This window comes from Vibrio sinus (assembly GCF_023634645.1).
GTDB classification, from domain to species: Bacteria; Pseudomonadota; Gammaproteobacteria; order Enterobacterales; family Vibrionaceae; genus Vibrio; species Vibrio sinus.
The window spans coordinates 1-21,275 of record NZ_JAMKMR010000022.1 but is presented as its reverse complement, the minus strand read 5'-3'; the positions used below and the strand labels follow the sequence as shown (position 1 = coordinate 21,275).

The 21,275-nt window shown below is 38.8% G+C and carries 16 protein-coding genes and 3 pseudogenes; 2 read left to right on the top strand and 17 right to left on the bottom strand.

Annotated features, from left to right (window positions below):
- Window positions 1-4: 4 nt before the first annotated feature.
- Genes M9194_RS18150 through M9194_RS18115 form a run of 9 tightly spaced genes read right to left on the bottom strand, consistent with a single transcriptional unit; the run spans window position 5 to window position 7,646 of the window.
- On the bottom strand, window positions 5-883 hold the full coding sequence (locus tag M9194_RS18150) for a type II secretion system F family protein (protein WP_250614110.1): 879 nt from the start codon (window positions 881-883) through the stop codon (window positions 5-7).
- Window positions 883-1,794, bottom strand: coding sequence for a type II secretion system F family protein (locus tag M9194_RS18145; RefSeq protein ID WP_250614109.1), 912 nt, complete (start codon window positions 1,792-1,794; stop codon window positions 883-885). Before M9194_RS18145 ends, M9194_RS18150 begins: the two co-directional genes overlap by 1 nt.
- 5 nt (window positions 1,795-1,799) lie before the next feature.
- Window positions 1,800-3,074, bottom strand: coding sequence for a TadA family conjugal transfer-associated ATPase (locus M9194_RS18140; protein WP_250614108.1), 1,275 nt, complete (start codon window positions 3,072-3,074; stop codon window positions 1,800-1,802).
- A gap of 1 nt (window position 3,075) precedes the next feature.
- Window positions 3,076-4,308, bottom strand: coding sequence for a CpaE/TadZ family protein (locus M9194_RS18135; RefSeq protein ID WP_250614107.1), 1,233 nt, complete (start codon window positions 4,306-4,308; stop codon window positions 3,076-3,078).
- Between the two features lie 5 nt (window positions 4,309-4,313).
- Complete coding sequence (locus M9194_RS18130) at window positions 4,314-4,802, bottom strand: hypothetical protein (RefSeq protein WP_250614106.1); 489 nt, start codon at window positions 4,800-4,802, stop codon at window positions 4,314-4,316.
- On the bottom strand, window positions 4,799-6,145 hold the full coding sequence (locus M9194_RS18125; protein WP_250614105.1) for a type II and III secretion system protein family protein: 1,347 nt from the start codon (window positions 6,143-6,145) through the stop codon (window positions 4,799-4,801). The genes M9194_RS18130 and M9194_RS18125 overlap by 4 nt, the downstream gene beginning before the upstream one ends.
- Before the next feature lie 9 nt (window positions 6,146-6,154).
- Window positions 6,155-6,946: a Flp pilus assembly protein CpaB gene (gene cpaB / locus M9194_RS18120; RefSeq protein WP_250614104.1), complete on the bottom strand. Its 792-nt coding sequence runs from the start codon at window positions 6,944-6,946 to the stop codon at window positions 6,155-6,157.
- 9 nt (window positions 6,947-6,955) lie between these two features.
- Window positions 6,956-7,390: an A24 family peptidase gene (locus tag M9194_RS21835; RefSeq protein ID WP_431769423.1), complete on the bottom strand. Its 435-nt coding sequence runs from the start codon at window positions 7,388-7,390 to the stop codon at window positions 6,956-6,958.
- Between the two features lie 22 nt (window positions 7,391-7,412).
- Complete coding sequence (locus M9194_RS18115) at window positions 7,413-7,646, bottom strand: Flp family type IVb pilin (RefSeq protein ID WP_250614103.1); 234 nt, start codon at window positions 7,644-7,646, stop codon at window positions 7,413-7,415.
- Between the two features lie 670 nt (window positions 7,647-8,316).
- Between M9194_RS18115 and M9194_RS18110 the strand changes: the two genes are divergently transcribed.
- Window positions 8,317-9,417, top strand: a complete 1,101-nt coding sequence (locus tag M9194_RS18110) for an oxidoreductase (RefSeq protein ID WP_250614102.1) — start codon at window positions 8,317-8,319, stop codon at window positions 9,415-9,417.
- A 201-nt stretch (window positions 9,418-9,618) separates the two neighbouring features.
- Here M9194_RS18110 and M9194_RS18105 read toward each other — a convergent pair whose 3' ends face one another.
- Entirely contained in the window at window positions 9,619-10,908 is a 1,290-nt protein-coding gene (locus M9194_RS18105) for a TadE/TadG family type IV pilus assembly protein (RefSeq protein ID WP_250614101.1), read from the bottom strand.
- A 315-nt stretch (window positions 10,909-11,223) separates the two neighbouring features.
- On the opposite strand from M9194_RS18105, the pseudogene M9194_RS18100 reads away from it, so the two are divergent.
- Window positions 11,224-11,740, top strand: a pseudogene (locus M9194_RS18100) (IS1 family transposase).
- Between the two features lie 45 nt (window positions 11,741-11,785).
- Here the strand turns inward: M9194_RS18100 and M9194_RS18095 are convergent.
- The 7 genes and pseudogenes from M9194_RS18095 to M9194_RS18065 all read right to left on the bottom strand — a co-directional run bounded on the left by M9194_RS18095 (window position 11,786) and on the right by M9194_RS18065 (window position 21,028).
- Window positions 11,786-12,808 (bottom strand): sulfatase-like hydrolase/transferase, encoded by a 1,023-nt coding sequence (locus M9194_RS18095; protein WP_250614100.1) that lies wholly within the window; start codon window positions 12,806-12,808, stop codon window positions 11,786-11,788.
- An 868-nt stretch (window positions 12,809-13,676) separates the two neighbouring features.
- Window positions 13,677-14,005: pseudogene (locus M9194_RS18090) on the bottom strand (IS1 family transposase); the annotation flags it as partial.
- A 160-nt stretch (window positions 14,006-14,165) separates the two neighbouring features.
- On the bottom strand, window positions 14,166-15,233 hold the full coding sequence (locus M9194_RS18085) for a phosphatase PAP2 family protein (RefSeq protein WP_250614099.1): 1,068 nt from the start codon (window positions 15,231-15,233) through the stop codon (window positions 14,166-14,168).
- A 287-nt stretch (window positions 15,234-15,520) separates the two neighbouring features.
- Window positions 15,521-17,308: pseudogene (locus M9194_RS18080) on the bottom strand (collagenase); the annotation flags it as partial.
- Between the two features lie 269 nt (window positions 17,309-17,577).
- A complete protein-coding gene (locus M9194_RS18075; protein WP_250614098.1) occupies window positions 17,578-18,474 on the bottom strand; it encodes a hypothetical protein in 897 nt (298 codons plus the stop codon).
- A gap of 287 nt (window positions 18,475-18,761) precedes the next feature.
- A complete protein-coding gene (locus M9194_RS18070) occupies window positions 18,762-19,775 on the bottom strand; it encodes a ParB family protein (RefSeq protein ID WP_250614097.1) in 1,014 nt (337 codons plus the stop codon).
- On the bottom strand, window positions 19,775-21,028 hold the full coding sequence (locus tag M9194_RS18065; RefSeq protein ID WP_250614096.1) for a ParA family protein: 1,254 nt from the start codon (window positions 21,026-21,028) through the stop codon (window positions 19,775-19,777). Before M9194_RS18065 ends, M9194_RS18070 begins: the two co-directional genes overlap by 1 nt.
- Window positions 21,029-21,275 lie beyond the last annotated feature (247 nt).

The following is a 21,275-nucleotide window of genomic DNA, read 5'->3' as shown; positions in this document are numbered from 1 at the left end:
AACTCTATTGAAAAATACTCATAACTCGCATAACAGCTGGAACCGTAACCAATGGGGCAATTGGAAACATATGAAACACTATCATTGGAATCGTCAACTTAGTGGATAACTTGCCCATTTTCTCTTCAAGCTCAAGAGTTGCCACTTCTCTCAAATCAGAAGAAAGTGTCTCTAGTATTTCGTAAATGGAACTACCATAGTGTAAACTTTGCTTTAATGTCATCACGAAGCTACGCATCGCGTTTGACGGAATTTGTACGTAGAGGCCATCCAATGCGACCTCCAAACCAGACAGATTAGCTTGAGTATTAACCTGATCAAGGTGATGCGACAAATGCTTATCGAAACCGCTCATCTCTTCAGACAAATACTTTAAAGAATGCTCGATGGTCATACCGGTTTGCACACACATAGCCATAAGATCAATTAAATACGGCAACTGACCCGATATTTGGCTGATGAGTTTTCTCTTTTTCTCAGCTAAATATTTATCTGGTCCCAAAATACATAATGTCATCCAAATACCAGCCGCTAAGTATAACCATTCGTTTGATCTATCAACGATAAACACAATACCAAAACCGATTAAGGCGAGGCCGTATTTAACGGGCATATACAAGGATGCGTAATTAAAATGATAATACCCAGCTGATGTAAACATCTCCTTAATTTCATCTTTGTTTGCAGAAAAAACCTTAGGTAAATAATTCTCTATATTACGCATTTTTGACTCACTACTGTCTGAGTTGACTTTATCTCTCATTAAGTAGTTGTTTATTTTCTTCTTTCTTACTATCATTATATAAAATATAGATAGTAATATAACCAACCCTAACACTGAGGCAATAAGACTATAAAAAACACGAAGGTGATCTGTCATCATTAATCCCTCATAATATATTTAGCAAATGCTACACCAAGAGTATTACTGGCTATTACATAATAAAGAACATAATGGCCAATTTCATTTTCCATCAACCAATGAAAGTTTTCAGGACTTATATATTGATAGAAGAATAAAAATATAAAAGGCACAGAGGCAACAATTTTTATAGATGAGCGAACCTCAGCAGTAAGTGCTAACTTTTTCTTTTCTGCTGCTCGTTCATTAAAAATGATGCGATTAATTCGTTTCACTACCGACTTAAGCGCTCCTCCCCTTTCTATATTAGCGTTCATAACGATGGCAAAAAATATAAATGTAGGATATGGGAACTTAATACAAGATTTTCGAAGTACACTAGAATGCTGCTCTCCAATTAAGAGCCTTTCAGCCATTATTTTGAACTCCTCGCCCAGCTCTCCTTCTAAGTTTTTTCCTACGTATTCCATCGCATGAATCACACTTTCTCCAGAGCTCACCGCACTACCCAAGATGTTCAACGCTTCAGGAAATGAATCTGAAAACCTCGTATACGCTTTCTTTCTCAACCAATTATACCCGAGCACTAAACAGACCACTTCAAATAATAGAAACAGCAAGATGGTTTGGGGAAGATTAGTTATAGACAGAACTTTTTTTATATATAGAGCGGAAAATAAACACAAAGATGTGAGGGCAATGATTTTTATGCCAGCCATTTTTCCCAGCTGATGATATGCCGTTCTCATACTTGTCAATATACGAGCTTTCAAACTCAAATCAAAAAGTGCCGTTAAATCTACTGCTTGTGACAATTGATCATCAGACTGCGCATTAGCTTGTAATTGAGACAGATAATTATGTTTTGGTTTACTTTTTAAGAGTACAACCAATATCGACACCGCCCCTACCAAGAATATAAACCAGAACATTTCCCCTACTCCATCGTGCTGAATACCGACTTCAGTTCGGAATTGAGACCAAAAAAACTGGCTTTGCTAGACAGGACCGATCGCCCAGACAACCCTGGAGTAATAAATTTGCCGTTTACCTTACCACTTCCCGTATTTCCGTCATGGGTGAACTTAAATAGCTCTTCCATAACTACGGTGCTTCCCTCTAGACCCACCACCTCTGAAACACTCATTACTTTTCTGGAACCATCATGTAGTCGGCTAATCTGTACAATAATATCTACTGCACTCACTACCGTTCGGCGAATAGCTTCTAAAGGCAAATTTGACGTCGCCATCATAACCATGGACTCAATACGAGCAATCGCATCACGTGGGGTATTGGCATGGAGGGTAGACATAGAACCGTCATGCCCGGTATTCATAGCTTGGAGCATCTCAAAGGCTTCAGCCCCTCGGCACTCTCCAACAACAATTCGGTCAGGCCTCATACGCAATGCGTTGATTACCAAATCTCTCTGGGTAACAGCCCCATTCCCTTCAATACCTTCGGTACGGGTTTCTAGACGCGCGACATGGGGCTGGAGTATTCTCAACTCTGCCGCATCCTCTATGGTGATAATCCGCTCTTTGTTTGATATAAACTGTGAAAGTGCATTCAACAAAGTGGTTTTGCCAGAGCCGGTACCGCCCGAAATAATAATATTCAAACGACAACGCGCAGCTATTTTAAGCAAATTCGCCATTTGGCGACTCATTGAACCATACTCCGCCATCATATCTAAGTTAAGTGAATGTTTTTTAAATTTTCTTATGGATATACAAGTTCCATCAATGGCTACTGGAGGAATAACAATATTAACTCGGCTTCCATCTAACAGGCGAGCATCACAAGTTGGTGTCGACTCATCCACTCGTCTACCAACTGTTGCTGCCATACGCTTTGCGATATTTTGCAATTGGTTTTCGTCAATAAACTTAACGGTCGACTCCTCAAGAATCCCAGCACGCTCAATAAAGACTTTCATGGGACCATTTATCATAATATCGTTTATCGATTCATCCTCTAGCAGAGTTTGTAACGGCCCAAGCCCAATAAGTTCGTCGACCAAGTGCTTAACAAACTCAATACGAGAAGGAGACGTGACAGAATAACCAGCATGATCGATAATCAGATCGACCGCATTGGTTATTTGACTAGTAAGTTGCTCTTTCGTTAAGGTTTTTATTGATTGTGGATCCAATGCCTCAAATATCTTTTCTCGGATGCTAATATAAATAGACTTACTCTTTTGCATATTATGCCCCTTTGTTTATCCATTTTTTTACAAATGATTTTTTGGATCCTTTTAGGCTTTTCCCTAATACCAAAAGGGCTAGTTTCTCGATTTCTCTATTTATAGCGAATTTTTGCTCACTGAACTTACGTCCAATCAATATTTCTTGACTAAGCTTTGAGTCATAACCACATACAATGTCGGGGCTAGTCCCTAAAAATGAATTAACTTCTTGCATAGAAGCGTTTGCTGACTTTTCTGGCCTAGTGTTATTTAACACTATCATTCGCCTTGATAACGACTGCCGTTCATCTAATGCATTAATTATTTTTTTTGTTTCTCTTATACACGAAACGCTTCTATCTGTGACGATTATTATTACATCCGAGCTTTTTTCGACATATTCAATATTGGTCATACTTTTTATTGAACTTGAAAAATCTCTTATTACAAAATTATACTGATCAGATAGCGAATAGATGAGTGTATTGAGAATTTCACTCATATCACTATCAGGCAATATATCGGATTGGATACTCAGTATAGAAAGCAGTTCATTCACCTTCTTCACCATACTCATCGCATAAGTCGAGTCAATATCATTCATCATGTCTGAAGAATTAAGCTTTGCTTTTTCAAAGCTTTCTAAACCCATAAATATATCAACATCACCACCAAGGAAATTATTGTCTGAAATAATACATGAGCTGCTATGCTGTTCAGATAAACTTCTCGCTAGTTGACTCGAAATAAACGATGAACCCACTCCCCCTTTAGCACCAATCACTGAAATAGTTTTTGCTTTTCTGGATGTAGCAATAACTGTTTTTGGGCCAGTGTCTAGTCCTAGTTGTTGATATATCTCTATGAACTCTTCTCGCGGGAAAGGCCAGAGTATATAATGAAACCCCTTTAATTTTAGCTGCCTAGAAGTTTGATAAGAGTCTTCTTTACCAATAACCACCACATCCGTATTAATAGGTATCACATTTCCTATACGCTCTACCTCTTCAGGTATTGATTCACTGCTTGTTAGATCCAAAATGATTAGGCTTGCTTTTGAATCTCTTGTATTCGTTTGTATGTTTTTTTCGGATATAGCTATAGATTTAGGTACTGTCAATCCCTCAAACTTACAGGCTTCTTCAATAAAACCCCGACATTCTTTAGACTTATAAAATAGTATGGAATCATATTTAACTTCGTTTTTGGTGTCATTTGACTGAACTTTTATCGCATCAACTAAATCAAACATAATTATTACTCTTTGGTGTTATCTAATGAGGTTGTCATCAACATTTTTTGCGGATGAGTCATTGATATCCAACGACTATTTTCCACAAAGCAACCAGAGTAGGCATGCTCGTACGAATTAACACTGTAATAACGACACCTTTCTACTTGGACCTTCGGAGAGGTGGTTGAAACGAGAAGATCAAACTGCTCGTCTTTTTTGTTTATGCCTGGGTGAACCTGAATTAACTTCGCGTTAACCCCTCTTTTCAACAAACGTCTTCGAATACTTTTTGCCCAATTTTTCCCTATTTTCGTGTAGGTATCGATACGAATGCCATGGGCGAGAATGACGCTAAAGTGCGAATCAATAAACTTGTGCAAAAAGGGAGACGGCTTTTTCACCGCTAAAGAATAAGTGGCAGGAAAAATATCGACACTGCTTCCCGAGCGGTCTTTCACACTTGCGCACCCACTCAGCAACAAAATAACCGTCAATGTTAACAAGGTCTTCATTGTTTGAACCCTCCCGTTGCCAGTAACTCTTTGGCGAATGAATCACTCGCTTTAGAAAAGGAGTGTTTACTCAGGCCAAAGAAGCGATTCAAAGTGGTTGTTTTTTTCATCTCAGGCAACTGAATCTGTGATGGTGCGATAGGCTTAACCAGATTCACCGTGGCAACAATAACCAGCTCCGTCTTCTTTCTTGTGGTTGCCGCGTCACGAAATAGGGTACCGAGAATAGGGATGTCTCCCAGTAAAGGTACTTTGCTCAACTTTTCAATTTCCTTGGTACTCAACAATCCTCCAAGCACAAAGCTTTGCCCATCGCCTAGTTCAATCGTTGTTTTCTCTCGTCTGGTTTTAAGAGCAGGCAAATCGTAGTTCTCGTTTTGGTAGGAGTTATCGATTTCGCTTACTTCCGGTGCGAGAGTTAATCGGATTTTGTCGTCACTCTGCACTTTCGCAGCCATATTTAGCTGGATACCATAATCTTTATAACGCACAGTAGCGGTATTACCGAGTGTATAAGCTAATGGCAGCTGACCACCGACTAAAAAGCTCGCGGTTTCTCCAGAGATAACCGAAAGATTTGGCTCTGCAAGTACCTTGCTCACTGTATCACTTTGATCGGCTTTAATAGCCACCAAAAGGTTGGATGCTTTGATACCGGTAATCGGACTAGTAAACGTTCCAGAAGAAGTTCCATCTGCAATGCCGCCAAACCGAAAGCCAATCTCTTCCAAAAAGGATTGAGACACCTCTGCGATGGTCAGTTTTACATTGACTTGCTTGGTTGCAGCCACCTCAATATTGTTTACCACATCATCAAACACTTTATTTTCCATGGCATACAACTCTTGATCTTGTTTATTACGACCAGGCGCTTTAAACTTTAACTTTTGTTTTGTCAATTTACGCTTTAGTAAAGTACCAACAATATTGGCTATCTCCCTTTTTTGTGTTTCAGTTGACACAACCCCACTTAAGACCACTTGGTTACCGACATTAAAAACATTGACATTCGTGTTTGGAAACTTAATAGCAATATACTGTTGTATCGCGGTTAAATTCTGATTTACAACAATAGTTTTATTGATTAGAGTAGCGCCCGATTTACCAAATATTATCACCGTGGCTTGGCCTAGAGATTTTCCATATACCACTACCTTTCTCTTACCAATCACCTGATAGTCCGCTACCTTAGGCGCAGAAATAAACACAGATGAGACATCACTCTTTAACGTTATGCTTTTCGCTTGCCCTGCTGCCAAATTTATTAGACTGCTTGCCATTGACGTAAACGATAACAATGACAGTGTTAGCAAAATCAATATTTTTTTTACTAGTTTACTCATGACTAGGACCTAATTTATTTTCAATTTATCAGCTCGATACTCAGCTACTCCCGGAGAGTGAGGAATAATATTCCCAGAATCAGCTTGAAGATCGGTGATCGTATACTTACCAACTGACTTGTCGAGTTTAATTTGAGAAACGTTCTGAGCCACCATAAGCGTGACTGATTGCTTTTTTGTAAGCTCCAATATAACTGTTATTTTATTGCTGGATTTATCTTCTCTGTTATTTTGTTTTGATGGTGATTGTTTTATGACTCTTAAAACCTTTACCCCCTCAAACAAAGGTTTTACATAAACCGTTTTGTCGTTGCCATCTGATTGACTGTAGTCATTGCGCTCTTTTTGTGCACCAATTATCGCAAGTACATCCACTTTGCTACCACTCGTGACACCTCCCCAAACAATATCTTTACTTTCAAGCTCAATGGGATATGCCACATTATTTTTTTCGATTATAAAGTTTATATATTCTGGGTCATCTGGCTTAACTAGATAAGAATTGTATAAGTATGTACCCGATGATAGTTTTTTTCGAAATACAGTTCCTGGCACAATATTAAGCTTAACGGACTGATTGAACCCAAGCTTATTCGCTTTTTCCTGTGCTAAGTGCTCAACGGTCAGCTCACTCCTATCCACTTTCTCACCCGATAGAACATTTTTATTTAGCCTCCACACCTCAATGGTTGGTGCTTGCTTTTTCTCCGGCTTTTTATCTTTAATAAAACTTCCTGATATTCCATATAGACCAATTACCATTGCCGAAATCGCTATAATGATTAATATTTTTGTTTTCAAGAAACCACCCTAAATTAAGTTCATTGACATAGCGACACTAAATAGACATCCAATACATATTGGAACTCCATATGGAAAACTCGATTTATTTTCAGTGGCTACTTTTGCTATATACTTTATTCTAAGCACTTCAATTAATCCAAGTGCCCCACCAATAGTAGCAATTAACATAAACGTTAATACATAATATTGGCTATCTATTGCTATAAGGAATACACACAGAAGCTTAATATCTCCCGCAGATACTACCCCCAATATAAAAAAATAAAATCCAAATATGAATACAATAAAAATAAGTTTAAAGCTCGAATCTACGTCACTAACATTGTTAATAGTTAAGCAAATCAAAAATATAGACAAGCAAAGATTATTTGGTATCTTCCTATAAAATACGTCTAGAAAGCCTATATAAATTGATATGGCGGCTAATATCAGCCACCACATTTTTTGGTCTAACACACTAAACTTAACTAATCTTGTTTATTACCGCTGTAATTTTTCCCATTGCATCATCTAGAGCATCGTGTAGGCCAGTATTAAACACGGCATAAACGACTCCAGCCATAATCGCAGCAATAATAACGTATTCAATTGCAACAGCCCCTTGTTCGTCTTTTTTAAATTTCAAGACTGATTGTTTAATATTGTTAAAAACAGCATCAACCTTACAGTATGCGATGGTAGATAATTTATTTATCATTAGATTTTCCCATGTTTAGTAGTACACTTTAATCCCGTCACCACCTTTAAGCACATTGCTGATAGTTGTAGCTCCGGATGGATAAAAATATAACACCACTATTAAAGAAAATGTCACACAAGCGTGAACACATGTCGTAAAAATAAATCAAAATGGAAGTTAAAATATTTACCATTTAATTATTAGACTATAAAGTAGGTTATTTAGTGGTAAACACCTATTCTATTTGAAATAACAAACAACATATCCCAAACCCTATATAAAGGCGATATTTAAAAGTTGTTCTTTCAAACTACATTGAATCGAAATCTCTTTGATAGGAACCCCCACATCAAACTTTAACAAGAACGTAAAAGCATGTTTTCCTCTAAAAACCAAGAAATCGGTTAGTGGTGGGCCACTGATGGTTTCACTATTCTGGCTATAAAAACACTTAGGTCTAATTACAGTGTCAATAGCACTCGAGGCATGCAGCTTTGCCAAAAGACAACACTTCATATACATTCTCAGAATTGACCTTCAGCATGCACCTTATTTTTCCATTCAATGAAATACTGTTTTCCCAGACATCTATTTTCGCTGTCCAGTAATTCCTGTAGGGTACGAACATTCTAGATTGACAATAAGCTATTTTAATTGTTAGTTAACCTTAAGAGCCATAGGAACTTCCATGAAAAACTCTAATTTATTCTCTCCCTTCATTTTTCCTAATGGAAAACGAGTAAAGAACCGTATCTCAGTTGCACCGATGACCAATATGCTAAGTGCAGATAATGGCGAAGTTTCAGAGCTGGATATCCAATGGTTACAACGATTTAAAGGTGGTGGGTTTGGGACAGTGATTACTCCCGCGAGCTATGTGAGTAAGTCCGGTCAAGGTTGGCCAAATCAGTTAGGGATTCACGATGACTCATTGCAATCAGGCTTAAACACATTAGGTAATGCTTTGTTGTCAGAAGATGGATTGAACATAGTGCAAATTGCCCATAATGGCGGCCGTAGTCCGTCATCGGTGACGGGAGAACAACCCCTTTCAGCTTCTTCTTATTCATTGGATTTACCCGATTTCGAACAACCCAAAGCGTTGAGTGTTAATGATATAAATGAAATAAAACAAAACTATGTTAGTGCTGCGGTGCGGGCATATCGGGCAGGGTTTGACGGTGTTGAATTGCATTTTGCTAATGGTTATCTCATTACTCAGTTTTTAAGCACCACGACCAACTTAAGACAAGACATGTACGGTGGCAATCTCGAAAACCGCGCTCGCTATGCACGTGAAATAGTTCAAGCATGCCGAACTAAGTTACCTGACGATTTTCTTATTGGAGCTCGCCTTTCTCCAGAGGGGGATGGTCTTGATATTGACGAAGCAATTATCACCTCACAATGGTTGGTGAATGATGGCTTAGACTTCATTCATCTTTCTCAACTTGAAGCAGCAGCGCCCGCAACAAAATATGCCGAGCAAAAAAATCCTGTTGTCAGCTATTTCCGAGAAGCATTAGGAGACTCATTTCCTATTTTTGTTGCCGGAGGAATCTTTAGTGGAGAGATAGCATCAGGACTGATCGATGCAGGTGCCAGCTTCGTTGCACTTGGGAGAACAGCAATTGGCAACCCCGACTGGCCTTTGCTCATTAAGCAAAGCTTGCAGCCGACGCCATATCCATACAAAAGTAAAGAGCTATTGGAAAAAGGTGCACCTCAGGAAATTATTGACTACTGTAATAACTATATTCCATTTTTAGGGGTCATAAGCGAAGAATAAATTACATGTATATCAGTAGTCGATGTAACTTAACTTCGAAAGGCAGAACGATAATAGGCCCAATGTTCTTGGATTGGGCCTAGGGTGTGTTTTCAATTAAGGCTTAGGATTTTACATACTTGCATTAGTGATCTTTACTGGGTTAATCGGGACAGTTTTCCAACAGACCGTTCATGGTTGACAGACGAGATACCCTTTTGGTCACCTTAAATGACCAGTTTCTTCGTTAATTAATGCAAGGATTTGGTTAATCATTTGCTGGCTATCTTGTGCTTGATAAACGTTTTCCAAGCCAACGCATTTCTGTAAAGTTGCATTTGTAAAAGGATCATAATCAAAGCCAATAAAGGCAAGGGTCGTTTCCACTGAGTTACCGTTATAAGCGATTTGGCTATCTAGCGTATTTCGAATCATGTCGCACATACCTGCATCGACTAAAACCGCTGATTTCTGACTAGCGGTCTCAGCATATCCACTTGCTTTCGCCGGGCTATCCACACCATCAGAAACTATAATCATCAAACGTCTTGGGTTATTACCTTCATTAAGCAATTGAGCGCCTCTAATTATACCTTGAAAAGATGCTGTTCCATGATCTGGATAAAAATGACTTAACGCACGATTAAACGCTTCGAAATCAGTAGTCAGACTAATATCATAGAATATAGAATTATCTATTGTCTTTGTGTCACAATGGCTATGGTTTTTGGGAACAAATATTTCTCGGATAGTTTGATAAACGTCAATATATTTTTTTCTAAACCAGCCTTTAGTATACACATGCTCTTGAGTCATACGACACGCTCCACCGCTACTCAAGTCTCTTGGAATACTATGGTTAAAAAAATTGTACGCTGTTAATCCAATAGTACTTGGGCTAGACCCTACTGCTTGTTGATTTCCTACCTCAAGTTGGCTTGTAACCTGATGAATAATATCAATTAAAGATTTGTATTTTGCCACTGTACCACCAGACCATGTATCTCTCATTGAGCCAGAAAAATCTGCCGCAATGACAACATCTACTGGAACAGTTTTAAGCTTTTGCGAAATAGCTTGGCTTCTTACAGTGTAGGAGTCTCCGAAACTAGGCATTGAACCATTTCCATTGAACCACGACTGTTGAGTCATTGAAACATTAACCTGGTACTGATAACCTCCCTGAAAATGGGCTAAGCATATTACATTTTTCATCTCACAGTCTTTTCGGCTGACGGCTACCGACTGTATGTCTGCTCCAGGAACATACGCATACGCATAATTTTCGACGATAGCTCTATTTGTTTGGCTTCCAGAGCTAGAACCTTTATTAGGATCATTGAGCGCTGCAATTGCGATAGATGCAACTTCAGATGCATCATCTAAGAGTGCTCTTGTTTGTAAAGCGTGGGCAGAGTCTGTGGCTAGCGGAAACAAACCAATCATTCCTGCCAACATCAAAATGAAAATAATACTAGCATTCCCTTGTTGTTTTTTACGAAAATTATCCATAATTATCAAATCTATAGAACAAAATAATGCGATAACATGGAGGTGATTACTGTAATAGTCAAGCAGATTGGCAACATAAGGAAGATTGTATACAACCAGATGACAAAGTTTACCCAATCACCTTTAGTTGACTCGAATACAAAGATAAAATGATATACCCGTGATCGTTGAAGATGCTTAATTTTTACTAAATCGGGGTCATGCTAAGCAGCAACTTTAGCATATGCACGATGCCACTCGTGACAAACGAGTGCGGGTCATGGCGCTAAGTGGTTGAGTTATTGTATAACCTTTCCCTTTTACATGGATTGAATGATGGCTACTGTTGAAGTGAAATGTCGTTTTTGCTCTCAGACTGACTCTGTCATGAAGCATGGGCGGAACCCGAGAGGTATCCAGCGATACCATTGTTTGGAATGTAAACGAAGCTTTCTTCTCGATTAGGCTTATGAAGCCTGTCAACCCAGAGTAAAGGAAAAGATCGTTGACATGGCTATGAATGGCGCGGGACTACGAGACACAGGACGAGTGCAGGAGGCCGGCTACAACACGGTTTGCGCACTCTAAAAAACGCCAACCAAGGCAAGTAACCACGATCCCGTTTGGTGCCGCGAATATTGAACTCATTTGCGAAGTCGACGACCAGTGGTCGTTTGTCGGAAATAAAAAGAATCAACGCTGGTTGTGGTACGCATCACAAAGAATCGAGCGGACCAATCTCACTTTACGTATTCGACTAAAGAGATTAGTGAGAAAAACGATTGGCTTCTCTAAGTCAGAAACCATGCACGACAAGGTGGTCGGTACTTTCATTGAGCAAGAGTATTACTAGTGAATCAACTAGTTGGAGTAATGACCAAATCGCTAAACATAAAGCTCAGAGAATGTGAAATCCCAAGGAAGAAGTTTCAGTTTTCAACTTACTTATGTTTACTGGCTCACTCTTAGAATTCAATACGTATTTGCAATCCCCCAAAGAAATACGCTTACGCTCTTTTAGGCCAAGCCAGCCAGCCGCAATCCTAGAAAAATTCGACAAGCAAACTTTATCTGAATTAACAATGACGTTGTTACTCATCTTATCCCAATATATTAAAGGAACCCTGACAGAGTTTAAGTATGGCACATCGTTTCTATCGTGTACCAGATAAGGTTTATTTTTTATGGTGACTAGCCCATGATCTGAAAAGTAAAACAGCGAGGCTTTTACATCTAACTGCCTCATCATGTTAACTATTTTTACAAGCAACTGCGATGTGTTTTTGATAGATCTAATATAACATTTTTCTACTAGATCCTTACTATAAGGCAAATTACTAGAAATACTATTATATTCATCTCTTGTTAGTCGATCACAAGCATATTCATGAGATCCCATAAGATGAATAACAATTAGCTTATTCTTATACGGTGATAATAGGTATTTTAAAAAGGGTCTCAAAACATCCTTATCGTTTTTTGAATAAATATAACTTTTCCTATTTAAAAATGTTTGCTGACTTGCTTGCTTTGCCAATGCTGTTATAGGCGTATCATATCTTCCTATATATCCTTGATTGCTAATCCAATAAGTCTTATATCCTAGATCATTAGCAAGATTAATTAATGATTTTGAGTAGTTGGGCTTTAACACCTTGTGATATGTCATTATCATTGGGACAGAAATATCTGTTATTGTTGATGGAGATATGGCGGATTTATATATTTCAACTCCTGGAAAGTATAATTTTGAATTACTATTTCTATTTAGGTTATCCATATAATTTATACCAACAGATTCACCTATGACTATGACTTTAACACCACCAAAGCTAGATGTTTTATTAATCGTTTCCTCTTTCCAAGAATTAACTCTTGACTGTAAAACTAGAGTATTATATGACTTGAAAAATTCTTTCAAAGAGAGTACGACTCCTTTTACCGGATTAGGTAGAAAATATAAACATAAAATCAAAGCAGGAAGTATAATTAAAAGGCTTTTAGATATATTAACAGACCTAAGATCATACTTAATTAATAAAAACGGGATAAAAGAAAGAATAATTACCAACGATTCTACATATATCAATATTGGAAGATGAGATATAAAATTAATGGATTCTGAAAAATTACTATCAAGGACAACTAGTAAGGTAGAGTAATTAAACTCATCACCATATTGATATCGATATGCATTTAATACAACAAAAGAAAAAACAAACAAAAAATAAAAAATAATACGAATACATTTATTATTTATATAAAAAAAGAATCTAAAAAACAAATACATTGTGAGAACAGAAAAAGGAAATAAAAAGTAATATCGACTAGGAATATAACAAAAAGAAGACAGGATAGACAAGAAAAATGAATATATAACAACTTGAATTCTACAAAAGCTAAAATATAACATTATAATATTTACCTATAATATTTTCATTATTCTAATACACCATTCATACTTAAGGCTGTCACTTGTGCTTACTTTGTATCCCTACTTAGCTTTGTTGTATAAAACAGCCATTCACTATACTTCACCTTCTGATACCCAGATTTAGACTGTTCAAACCTTATCCTATGCTCAAGTTGACTGAGTGTAGGAGGTGACAATCCTGTTTAGTGGTAACAAAACAATGCACATTCGCTATTACGCAAAAAGGCCAGCCTACTTCTAATCATATAGTTCTGAAAGATGGGAATAAGAACTCGAATAAATTACTTGATCCATTTGTGGATCGTGACTCCAATTAGTTGAACTACTAATAATACTCTCGCTCGATTCTTTGTGATGCGTACCACAACCAGCATTGATTCTTTTTATTTCCGACAAACGACCACTGCTCGTCAACTTCGCAAATGAGTTCAATATTCGCGTCATCAAACGGGATCGTGGTTCCTTGCCTTGGTTGGCGCTTTTTAGAGTGCGCAAAACCGTGTTGTAGCCGACTTTCAGCACTTGTCCTGTGTCTCGTAGTCCCGCGCCATTCATAGCCATGTCGACGATCTTTTCCTTTACTCCGGGTAGACAGGCTTCATAAGCGTAATCGTGAAGAAAGCTTCGTTTACATTCCGAACAACGGTATCGCTGGATACCTCTCGGGTTCCGCCCATGCTTCATGACAGGGTCAGTCTAAGAACAAAAACGACATTTCACTTCAACAGTAGCCATCATTCAATCCATGTAAAAGGGAAAAATTATACAATAAATCAACTACTTGAAATCATAGCCTATTTGTACTGGGCTTAGGAACATGGGCTTTTCTTCGTATATTGATTGTTCAAGCTTTCCAACATTGGCTCAAGCGAATTAATCTAGATATCAACTTTCCTTTTATGCACAAGAGCAGCGAGGTAACTGTTCTATATCTGGCCTTTTTGTCAACAAACCAAATCGCCAAAGCGACTACGACCCAGGCGCCCAAAATGTCTACAAAGTAATGCCACCCTAAGAGAAAAGTAGCTGCTATCAAAAATGTATTGATGACGAGTAGTGGATAAAACACCCATTTGGTGTTTCTAAACGTATAGGTAAATAACGTAGACCAAATAACGTGAAAAGACGGAAAACTAATTAATCCGACGCCTTCAACCGTCGGGGTGATTCCTTGATGAATCTGTTTGAACTCTAAGGCGAGGTTTATTTGTCCACCTAATAGGAATGTATGATCAAGAACGCTTGCTGGAGAAGCTGTAGGAAAAAAGTAATAAGTACTCAGCCCCAAAAAATTCACTAAAGCAAACTTTGCAATAAAACCTTCACCACATTCTCTTTTAAAAACAATAAACAGTAACAAAGGCAATACCATAAACTGCACCACGAGTGAATTATATGCAAGGGCCAACAGTTTAACGAGGTATTGGTATTGGTGAACAAAGCCCAAGATTTTATTTTGGTCAATGCCAAGCACTTGATCAAGATTGAATAAGTCGCTATCTATGGGGGGAAACGGGGTCAATCGGAGTACTGGCGCCCACGTCGTGATAAGGAATACGATTAAGAAACCACAGGTAAGTAAGAGCGTCTTTCCTGTTTTTGGAAAAAGTGCTTTGCAATACCAGACAAAAGCCATCATAACGACACAGCAAACTAATGCCTGTACAGATTGAAAGTAGTAACTAAGAGGTGGATTAATATAATGCGTTATTTCTTTGTTGTATAAATAGCTAAGTGCAAAAATGACGTTCATCAACAGAACGCAAAAAAAAGCTATTTTTTGTGCACGATTTGCTTCACTGTAGGGTCTTGATACACAGGATACTAGCGAATTTCTAGTGTTAATGCGAGTTAAACTTTCCTGACCATTCGCATAGTTATATTTGGTGATACTTTCTTTCAAATCGTTCATAGTATAAGTGGGTAACGCTTAAATTAATTTAGAAAACGTATTCAAATACGAATTCACAGTAGATTGTATACCTGTATAAGAGCGAGTTTATATAGGTGTTTACCCCTTCAATTAAAAATTAACTAACTTCCTGGAAATAGTATTCTTTCAAAATAAAAACCCCAATTTCGATTTTGGGGTTAAGTGTCAGATCTAGTCCGAACTAATACAAATAATCGAAATCAGCCTAGGCCCCTTCTCAATGTGGGCCTAGGAATATCATTTTACCTAGCTTTGGATCTCGCTTCCGATGTAAGCGCTACTTGCCACTGCTCGAACTCATTTTGGTATCTCGTTGACCATTGAGTAATGACTGATTTGTAATTTTTCCAATTGCCTTGGCGCGTTTCTTGAAGCATCGAGTTTACCTCTTGCTTATGCTTCTCAAACATAAAGCGAACCGCTAAGTAGCCCCAACGATAAATTCTATCAACATCAAAACCATCATACGTTGTTTCAAAAATCTCATTGAGCGTGTATGTCGAACCATCTTTAATCGTATCGATCGCATCCTGGTTGTTGTTGCCCTTAGCGATATATTCAGCAATACCTTCGCTCCACCACACCACTTTTTCCGTTGGATGATTAAAATCACCATAAAGATCAAATCGGCCATCTAAATAGTGCACATATTCATGCTCTAAGTTCCAAACCCAGTGTTCTGGGTTCGCATATGTCGCCTCATAAGCGACAAAATTTGGAATGTTACCTGGTAACGAAGGGTCTCCTTCTAGATACATACCACCGTTATTCGTGCTAATGTTGAAAATTGGCCCGGCGTATTTACTATAAGCGCTACTTGAATCAAAAATATTCACTTGAAGCTGCGTGTTGTAGTCGTCCTTAACAGGTTGCCACTTCGTTTCCACTGATTGATGAAAGTCACTTTCCTCATAACCCATCTTAGAGCACGCCGCTATATGTTGGGCTTGTGTCATGTTTTGCGACAAGATTCGAATCGTTGAGCTGCAATAGTAACTTTGTGATAGAACCATAGGTTTCAGCTCGGCTTCAAAGTTACAAATTTTAAATACGCTACAATCTGACACGGCAGATGCTGTCGCGAGCCAAACTGCATCGCCCTTTCCATACATCTTGTACCGCGCAAAAACTTCGTTGATTTTCCTCTTCACAGTAGAGCTTGCACTGCCTGAATAATGGGTCATTCGACCAAGCTCGCGACCTGCATTGGCGGCCATAAACTCATCACTAGCGCCAATTGAACTGTCTCTTAAAGCGAAACTTCCTAGAGCGTTAACTAACTCCATTTGATCACCGATAATATCAACAAACTGAGCATTGTGTTGCCCCCTAAACAGAATTGTAAAGACACCATTGACCGCATTACGCATGTACCAACTTTGAGCATAATCATCATTCCATAGTGTTAACCACTGAGTCACTTGTGATAAATAAACGTGCTGTAGATCTGCGCTATCCATAGTGATAATCACCTCACTCAACACTTTTCCGTGCGCATCACTATTTTCGTAAAAATGAGCGTTAGCAACGAACGCATCAATTGATTGACGTACGACTGGCGTTACCCAAGAAGCAAATGACACATTATCATTGTAAAACTCCACGTAATAACCAGCACGAAGGTATAAATATAAAGCTTCAAGTTCGCCACTTCCTCCGCCAGCATAGGATTTCGCTGAGCTTGCTGTGTGAAAAGCGACATTGTGCATATGATGAGAATCAAAGACGGATTCCTGAATTGAACTGTTCACAGAAAACAGCAAATTGATACATTCTGTACCTTGAGCAATGATCTCATTAATCAATACCCTACTGTTAGTTGTCATAAAAGCTTCGATATCACAAGTCATACTTTGGTTATTAGCAAGATCGCTCGGTGACAGTGGCAAAATTGCCGTAGGCGCAAGCTCGTACTGCTCGATGTCCATACCGTGATGATACTCATGATGCTGTTTAAACTGGTCGTTACTTTGTTGGGTAGGTGGGGTTAGTGCAAGCGCAGTAGTGGCAAAATTGGCTGTTACTACCGCGACTATAAGCATTGTCATATTCATTAGTACTTCTCCTCTATAATGGGTCCATGAAGTGCCATTACATAGGCACCATCATTTGTCCTTTTCACTACAAAGAGACACTTAATGTTAGTACACCAAATATAAACTCAGCATTATATGAAGTGACTTATTGGGCTAACCTCACTATTAAATCTAGAGCCTTGATGGCCTTATGATAAAGGCTTCTTGTTTTTAAGCTGGCCTCAGGTTTGTGTGGTGATTCAAGCAACCTATCTACATCGAAGATATTCCAGACAGAAATAGTGAAACTACGACGGTAAAACATAGGCTCCATTTCCGCTTGGACGAATGATATTATTTTCTGCCAATTCCATCATGTACACTTTCACTTCCTTTTGGCGAATACAATTTCGAAAATTTTCATACACTGAACGATGTGTTGGCAGACACGAGCCTTCGATAAGAGCTTGTTTGATGTCTTGTAAAATTTTCGGATTGACTAGGGCAGAGCATTCCATTTTTACTTTTTCTGTCTTTGCCAAGCAATTCACATCTGAAGTCATACTATCTAAGCCAGCTGCAGGGTCTGACTTTTGGCTAACTGGTGGTATAGCAATAGAATTGTGCGATCCAGTAAGGCTTTCGGCGATGTGCTTTGGCTGTTTTTTTTCAAGGCAGTGAAGACACAGGGTCATAGCAATAGAAAGAATTTCTAATGTGATTGAGATCGTGAGGATTATTGGCGTTGAGTACACAGAGAGTAAGCTGTCGCTTTTCACATCGATAGAGATTTCCATCGTCTTGTTCAAAGCCGCTCTTTTGTTTGCAAGCCGTTTTGAGGTAGCACTGGCCTGAGTAATATGATTGATGCTCAGTTGTCTAGATCTTAGCGTTTCTAAGTCGGTGATTTCTTGTTGTAGCGACTCTATTTTTTTCTTGATGACATGAGCTTCCTTGCTGCTTGATAGGGCACTTTCAACGCCATTTTGAAGAGAATAAATTGAGGCAGTGGTACTTAAAAACGTCAAAGTGATGCAGATAATGCCGAGCAATATGACTGTGGATTTGGTTTTATTAAAAATGCTCACGATCAACGTCGGTGAATAGTTTTTTACCGCATCAAACAACAATCCAAGGATTGCAAATGTTGTGGCTAAACCTGTCCCTTGACCCAGTGAGTACATAAACGTAACCGTTAGATACATACTTATTCCTGCAGTAGAATACAGAACGACATAACAAAAAATTTTATTCACTTGGCTAGTATAGGCACTATTCATTTGGATGGACTCTATGAGATAAATGAGACCCTGTGGCCAGTCAATAGGACCGGCCAAATGTCTTCTATTGCTTAGGTTTCGTCTTTAAGGTGTGCGAACAACCCCGGTTGTTTTTGCTTAAAAAATTAGCTTTATTTCTAATTATCAAATAGTTACACGGTTTGTTTTGTGTGAGAAAATAATCGGACACACGATGAGCTATGTGAAGATTCTTAGGAGCAGTAGTCCCGAATTAAAGACTCCACTTTATCGATAAGTGCTTTATCCATTCTGGAGAATTCAAACTTAATATTTTTGCCACTCGCGCTGACTCGCTTTCTTATATGTTTATCTTTAGACGAGAAGTGCACAATATCTTCAACTGTTTCTGACTTAGCTGAACCTGCCCCTTTTAGAGCCAAAACCTGTCTTTCCATCACAGTCATGACAAGTTCTTGACGTTCAGACTTATCCAATTGCGAGCAAGATTTGATCTCTTTGTCGGTAAGAATTGAGTCCTTAAACGATTGAATATTTGAACCGAATTTTTTCAGCGCTTTCTCTACTTTTGCTAGTTTGGCATAAAAACTATTGGGTATACCTTCATAGTCTGGAAAGATATGCAGCAATTCTTCATCGACTTTTAACGCTTGTATTGCCTTTCTGACGGTTTCTCTTCCTATTGAAAGAAGAGAAGCCAATTCATTGATAGTCAGCGTTGTTGGCTCAACGCCATGTTCACTGGCCTCAACCATCATAGATTGGCCGCGCTCTCGAAGAGAATGTGGCTTTAGAGAATGTGCATCTCGGATCAGAGATCTAATATCGCTGCTCGAAGCAGAGTCTGACGGCAATACCCAAATAGGATAGGGTTGTTTGGTCTCTATCGCACAATATCGCCTCAAGCTTCCTTCAATCACTAAAATGGTCTGGTTATCGCTTGACCATATCCCCAAACAATCCGTATCTATTCCTTTTTCGCGAATTGATTCGATGATTGAGCTTGCCGCATCGTAGTTTAACGCTTCTTGATTACGAGGATTCAAGGTGTGCGAGCGTGTTTTGGTTTCAATGTCGTCGGGCGCTATCACGTGTCGAACGGCTTTGTATATTCCACTTTCTAGCTTGTACTCTTTGACTTCACGTTTGGTGCTGACTTGTAGATTATTCCCTTGTTGTAAGTGTCCTTTCGACGCTTTGCCTAAAAACGCTTCTTTGCCAGTCGCTCTGCTATATTTACTGTTCATTACTCATTCTCTGTCTTGACCGATACCGCTTTTAGTTCACGGATGATTTGTTTGTATACAGAATTGATGGAAGCAATTGCATCGTCATACTTTTTAGAAGAACACAATTTTTCGGACTTCATTACATCCAGTGGCGTTCTGTTGAGTTCGGCTGCCGCTACCATAAGCTCAGAGTGGACTATGTATGAAGAAAGCAGTTTGTCTTGTACCGTTCTTGAGAGCTTATCAACCGTATCCCTTTCTGCTTTCACTTTCTCATCATGATTGACGACAAGTACTCGACTCCAAACTAGGTTTTTTCCTTTCGAAGGTAAATCATCAAATCTCGACGCCGTCGTCAAAAGATAGTTAGTGGTTGAAGAGTAATCGTATTCTCGAGGAGAAATGGGTATAAGTAGGCAGTCAAGTGCTTCATTAGCAGCCCAGATCAATGGAGACTCTTGAGGTGGTGTATCAATAAAAATGAGATCATAAGATTCCTGAAGAACAGGAACAATATCGCTAGCGAGTCGTGCTATTAACTTATCTTTTGTTTCATCGTCCGATTGCCAAAAAATATCATGGAACCTTTCATCGGTCGCAAAGGCAGGTAACACATCGAGATTCGGTAAGTGTGTGTTAAAAGGGGCGTTTTTAATGATGTCTGACTCTGTGTACCCTGAGTCGATAAGCTCTCTATAATCACCTTGCGTTTCAAGCTCGCCGAGTACTAAATCAATCGCAGTAAGATAAATCGCATCATCTCTCACAGTACGCGTAATCATGCCTTGGCCCAACGTTCCTTGAGGGTCTAAATCAATGAGTAATACGCGAGCATTAGTATCTAAATCTAATGCCGCCGCAGTTGACATTAACGCCGTTGTGGTTGATTTTCCAGTACCACCTTTTTGATTTTCTACAGCAATGACTCGTGGCAAATATTTATCTTTGTACGACTCAAATCCCCAGTGTTCAATAAGAGAAAGTATGTCATGTCGCGTAAATAAATGCTGTTTATTCTGATAGATAGGCTCAGTGATGACGTTATTATCAAGCGCCGCCTGTATGCGCTTTTGAAAGGTTGCAGGGGCAAGTCTTGTATGCTCACGTAACGTCTTTTTATTTAGACAGTGGTTATAAATAAGGCGGTCAATACCATCAACTTGATCGTCAGAGACATCAACCGATGTTTGTTTCTCTATGATCTCTTTCCTACTCAACTGCTCTTGCTGCATGTTTAATGCAATTTGTTTTAAACGCTCTACCTCATTCACGGCATGCTCTCCATTTCAGACTTAACGTAATCATAAAATGGAAATGAAACAAAAACAACACCATGAACCAATTATCGTTTCAATAGTTTAAAAATGAGATCTAGCAAGCGCTATTAATACAGAGCAGGGTTACGCGATTTTGAACACAATGGAGACTTTGGGGGGGAAGAGGGAACAGAGACTGAATATGGTAATAATTCACTATATGGAAGATAAGATAATGTGAAGTCTTCAAAGTACAACTAAG

Excerpts from the sequence above, each read along its gene's own strand:
- M9194_RS18150 (WP_250614110.1), bottom strand. The coding sequence starts at position 883 with ATGATGACAGATCACCTTCGTGTTTTTTATAGTCTTATTGCCTCAGTG.
- M9194_RS18145 (WP_250614109.1), bottom strand. The coding sequence starts at position 1,794 with ATGTTCTGGTTTATATTCTTGGTAGGGGCGGTGTCGATATTGGTTGTA.
- M9194_RS18140 (WP_250614108.1), bottom strand. The coding sequence starts at position 3,074 with ATGCAAAAGAGTAAGTCTATTTATATTAGCATCCGAGAAAAGATATTT.
- M9194_RS18135 (WP_250614107.1), bottom strand. The coding sequence starts at position 4,308 with ATGTTTGATTTAGTTGATGCGATAAAAGTTCAGTCAAATGACACCAAA.
- M9194_RS18130 (WP_250614106.1), bottom strand. The coding sequence starts at position 4,802 with ATGAAGACCTTGTTAACATTGACGGTTATTTTGTTGCTGAGTGGGTGC.
- M9194_RS18125 (WP_250614105.1), bottom strand. The coding sequence starts at position 6,145 with ATGAGTAAACTAGTAAAAAAAATATTGATTTTGCTAACACTGTCATTG.
- M9194_RS21835 (WP_431769423.1), bottom strand. The coding sequence starts at position 7,390 with ATGTGGTGGCTGATATTAGCCGCCATATCAATTTATATAGGCTTTCTA.
- M9194_RS18115 (WP_250614103.1), bottom strand. The coding sequence starts at position 7,646 with ATGATAAATAAATTATCTACCATCGCATACTGTAAGGTTGATGCTGTT.
- M9194_RS18110 (WP_250614102.1), top strand. The coding sequence starts at position 8,317 with ATGAAAAACTCTAATTTATTCTCTCCCTTCATTTTTCCTAATGGAAAA.
- M9194_RS18105 (WP_250614101.1), bottom strand. The coding sequence starts at position 10,908 with ATGGATAATTTTCGTAAAAAACAACAAGGGAATGCTAGTATTATTTTC.
- M9194_RS18085 (WP_250614099.1), bottom strand. The coding sequence starts at position 15,233 with ATGAACGATTTGAAAGAAAGTATCACCAAATATAACTATGCGAATGGT.
- M9194_RS18075 (WP_250614098.1), bottom strand. The coding sequence starts at position 18,474 with ATGTATCTAACGGTTACGTTTATGTACTCACTGGGTCAAGGGACAGGT.
- M9194_RS18070 (WP_250614097.1), bottom strand. The coding sequence starts at position 19,775 with ATGAACAGTAAATATAGCAGAGCGACTGGCAAAGAAGCGTTTTTAGGC.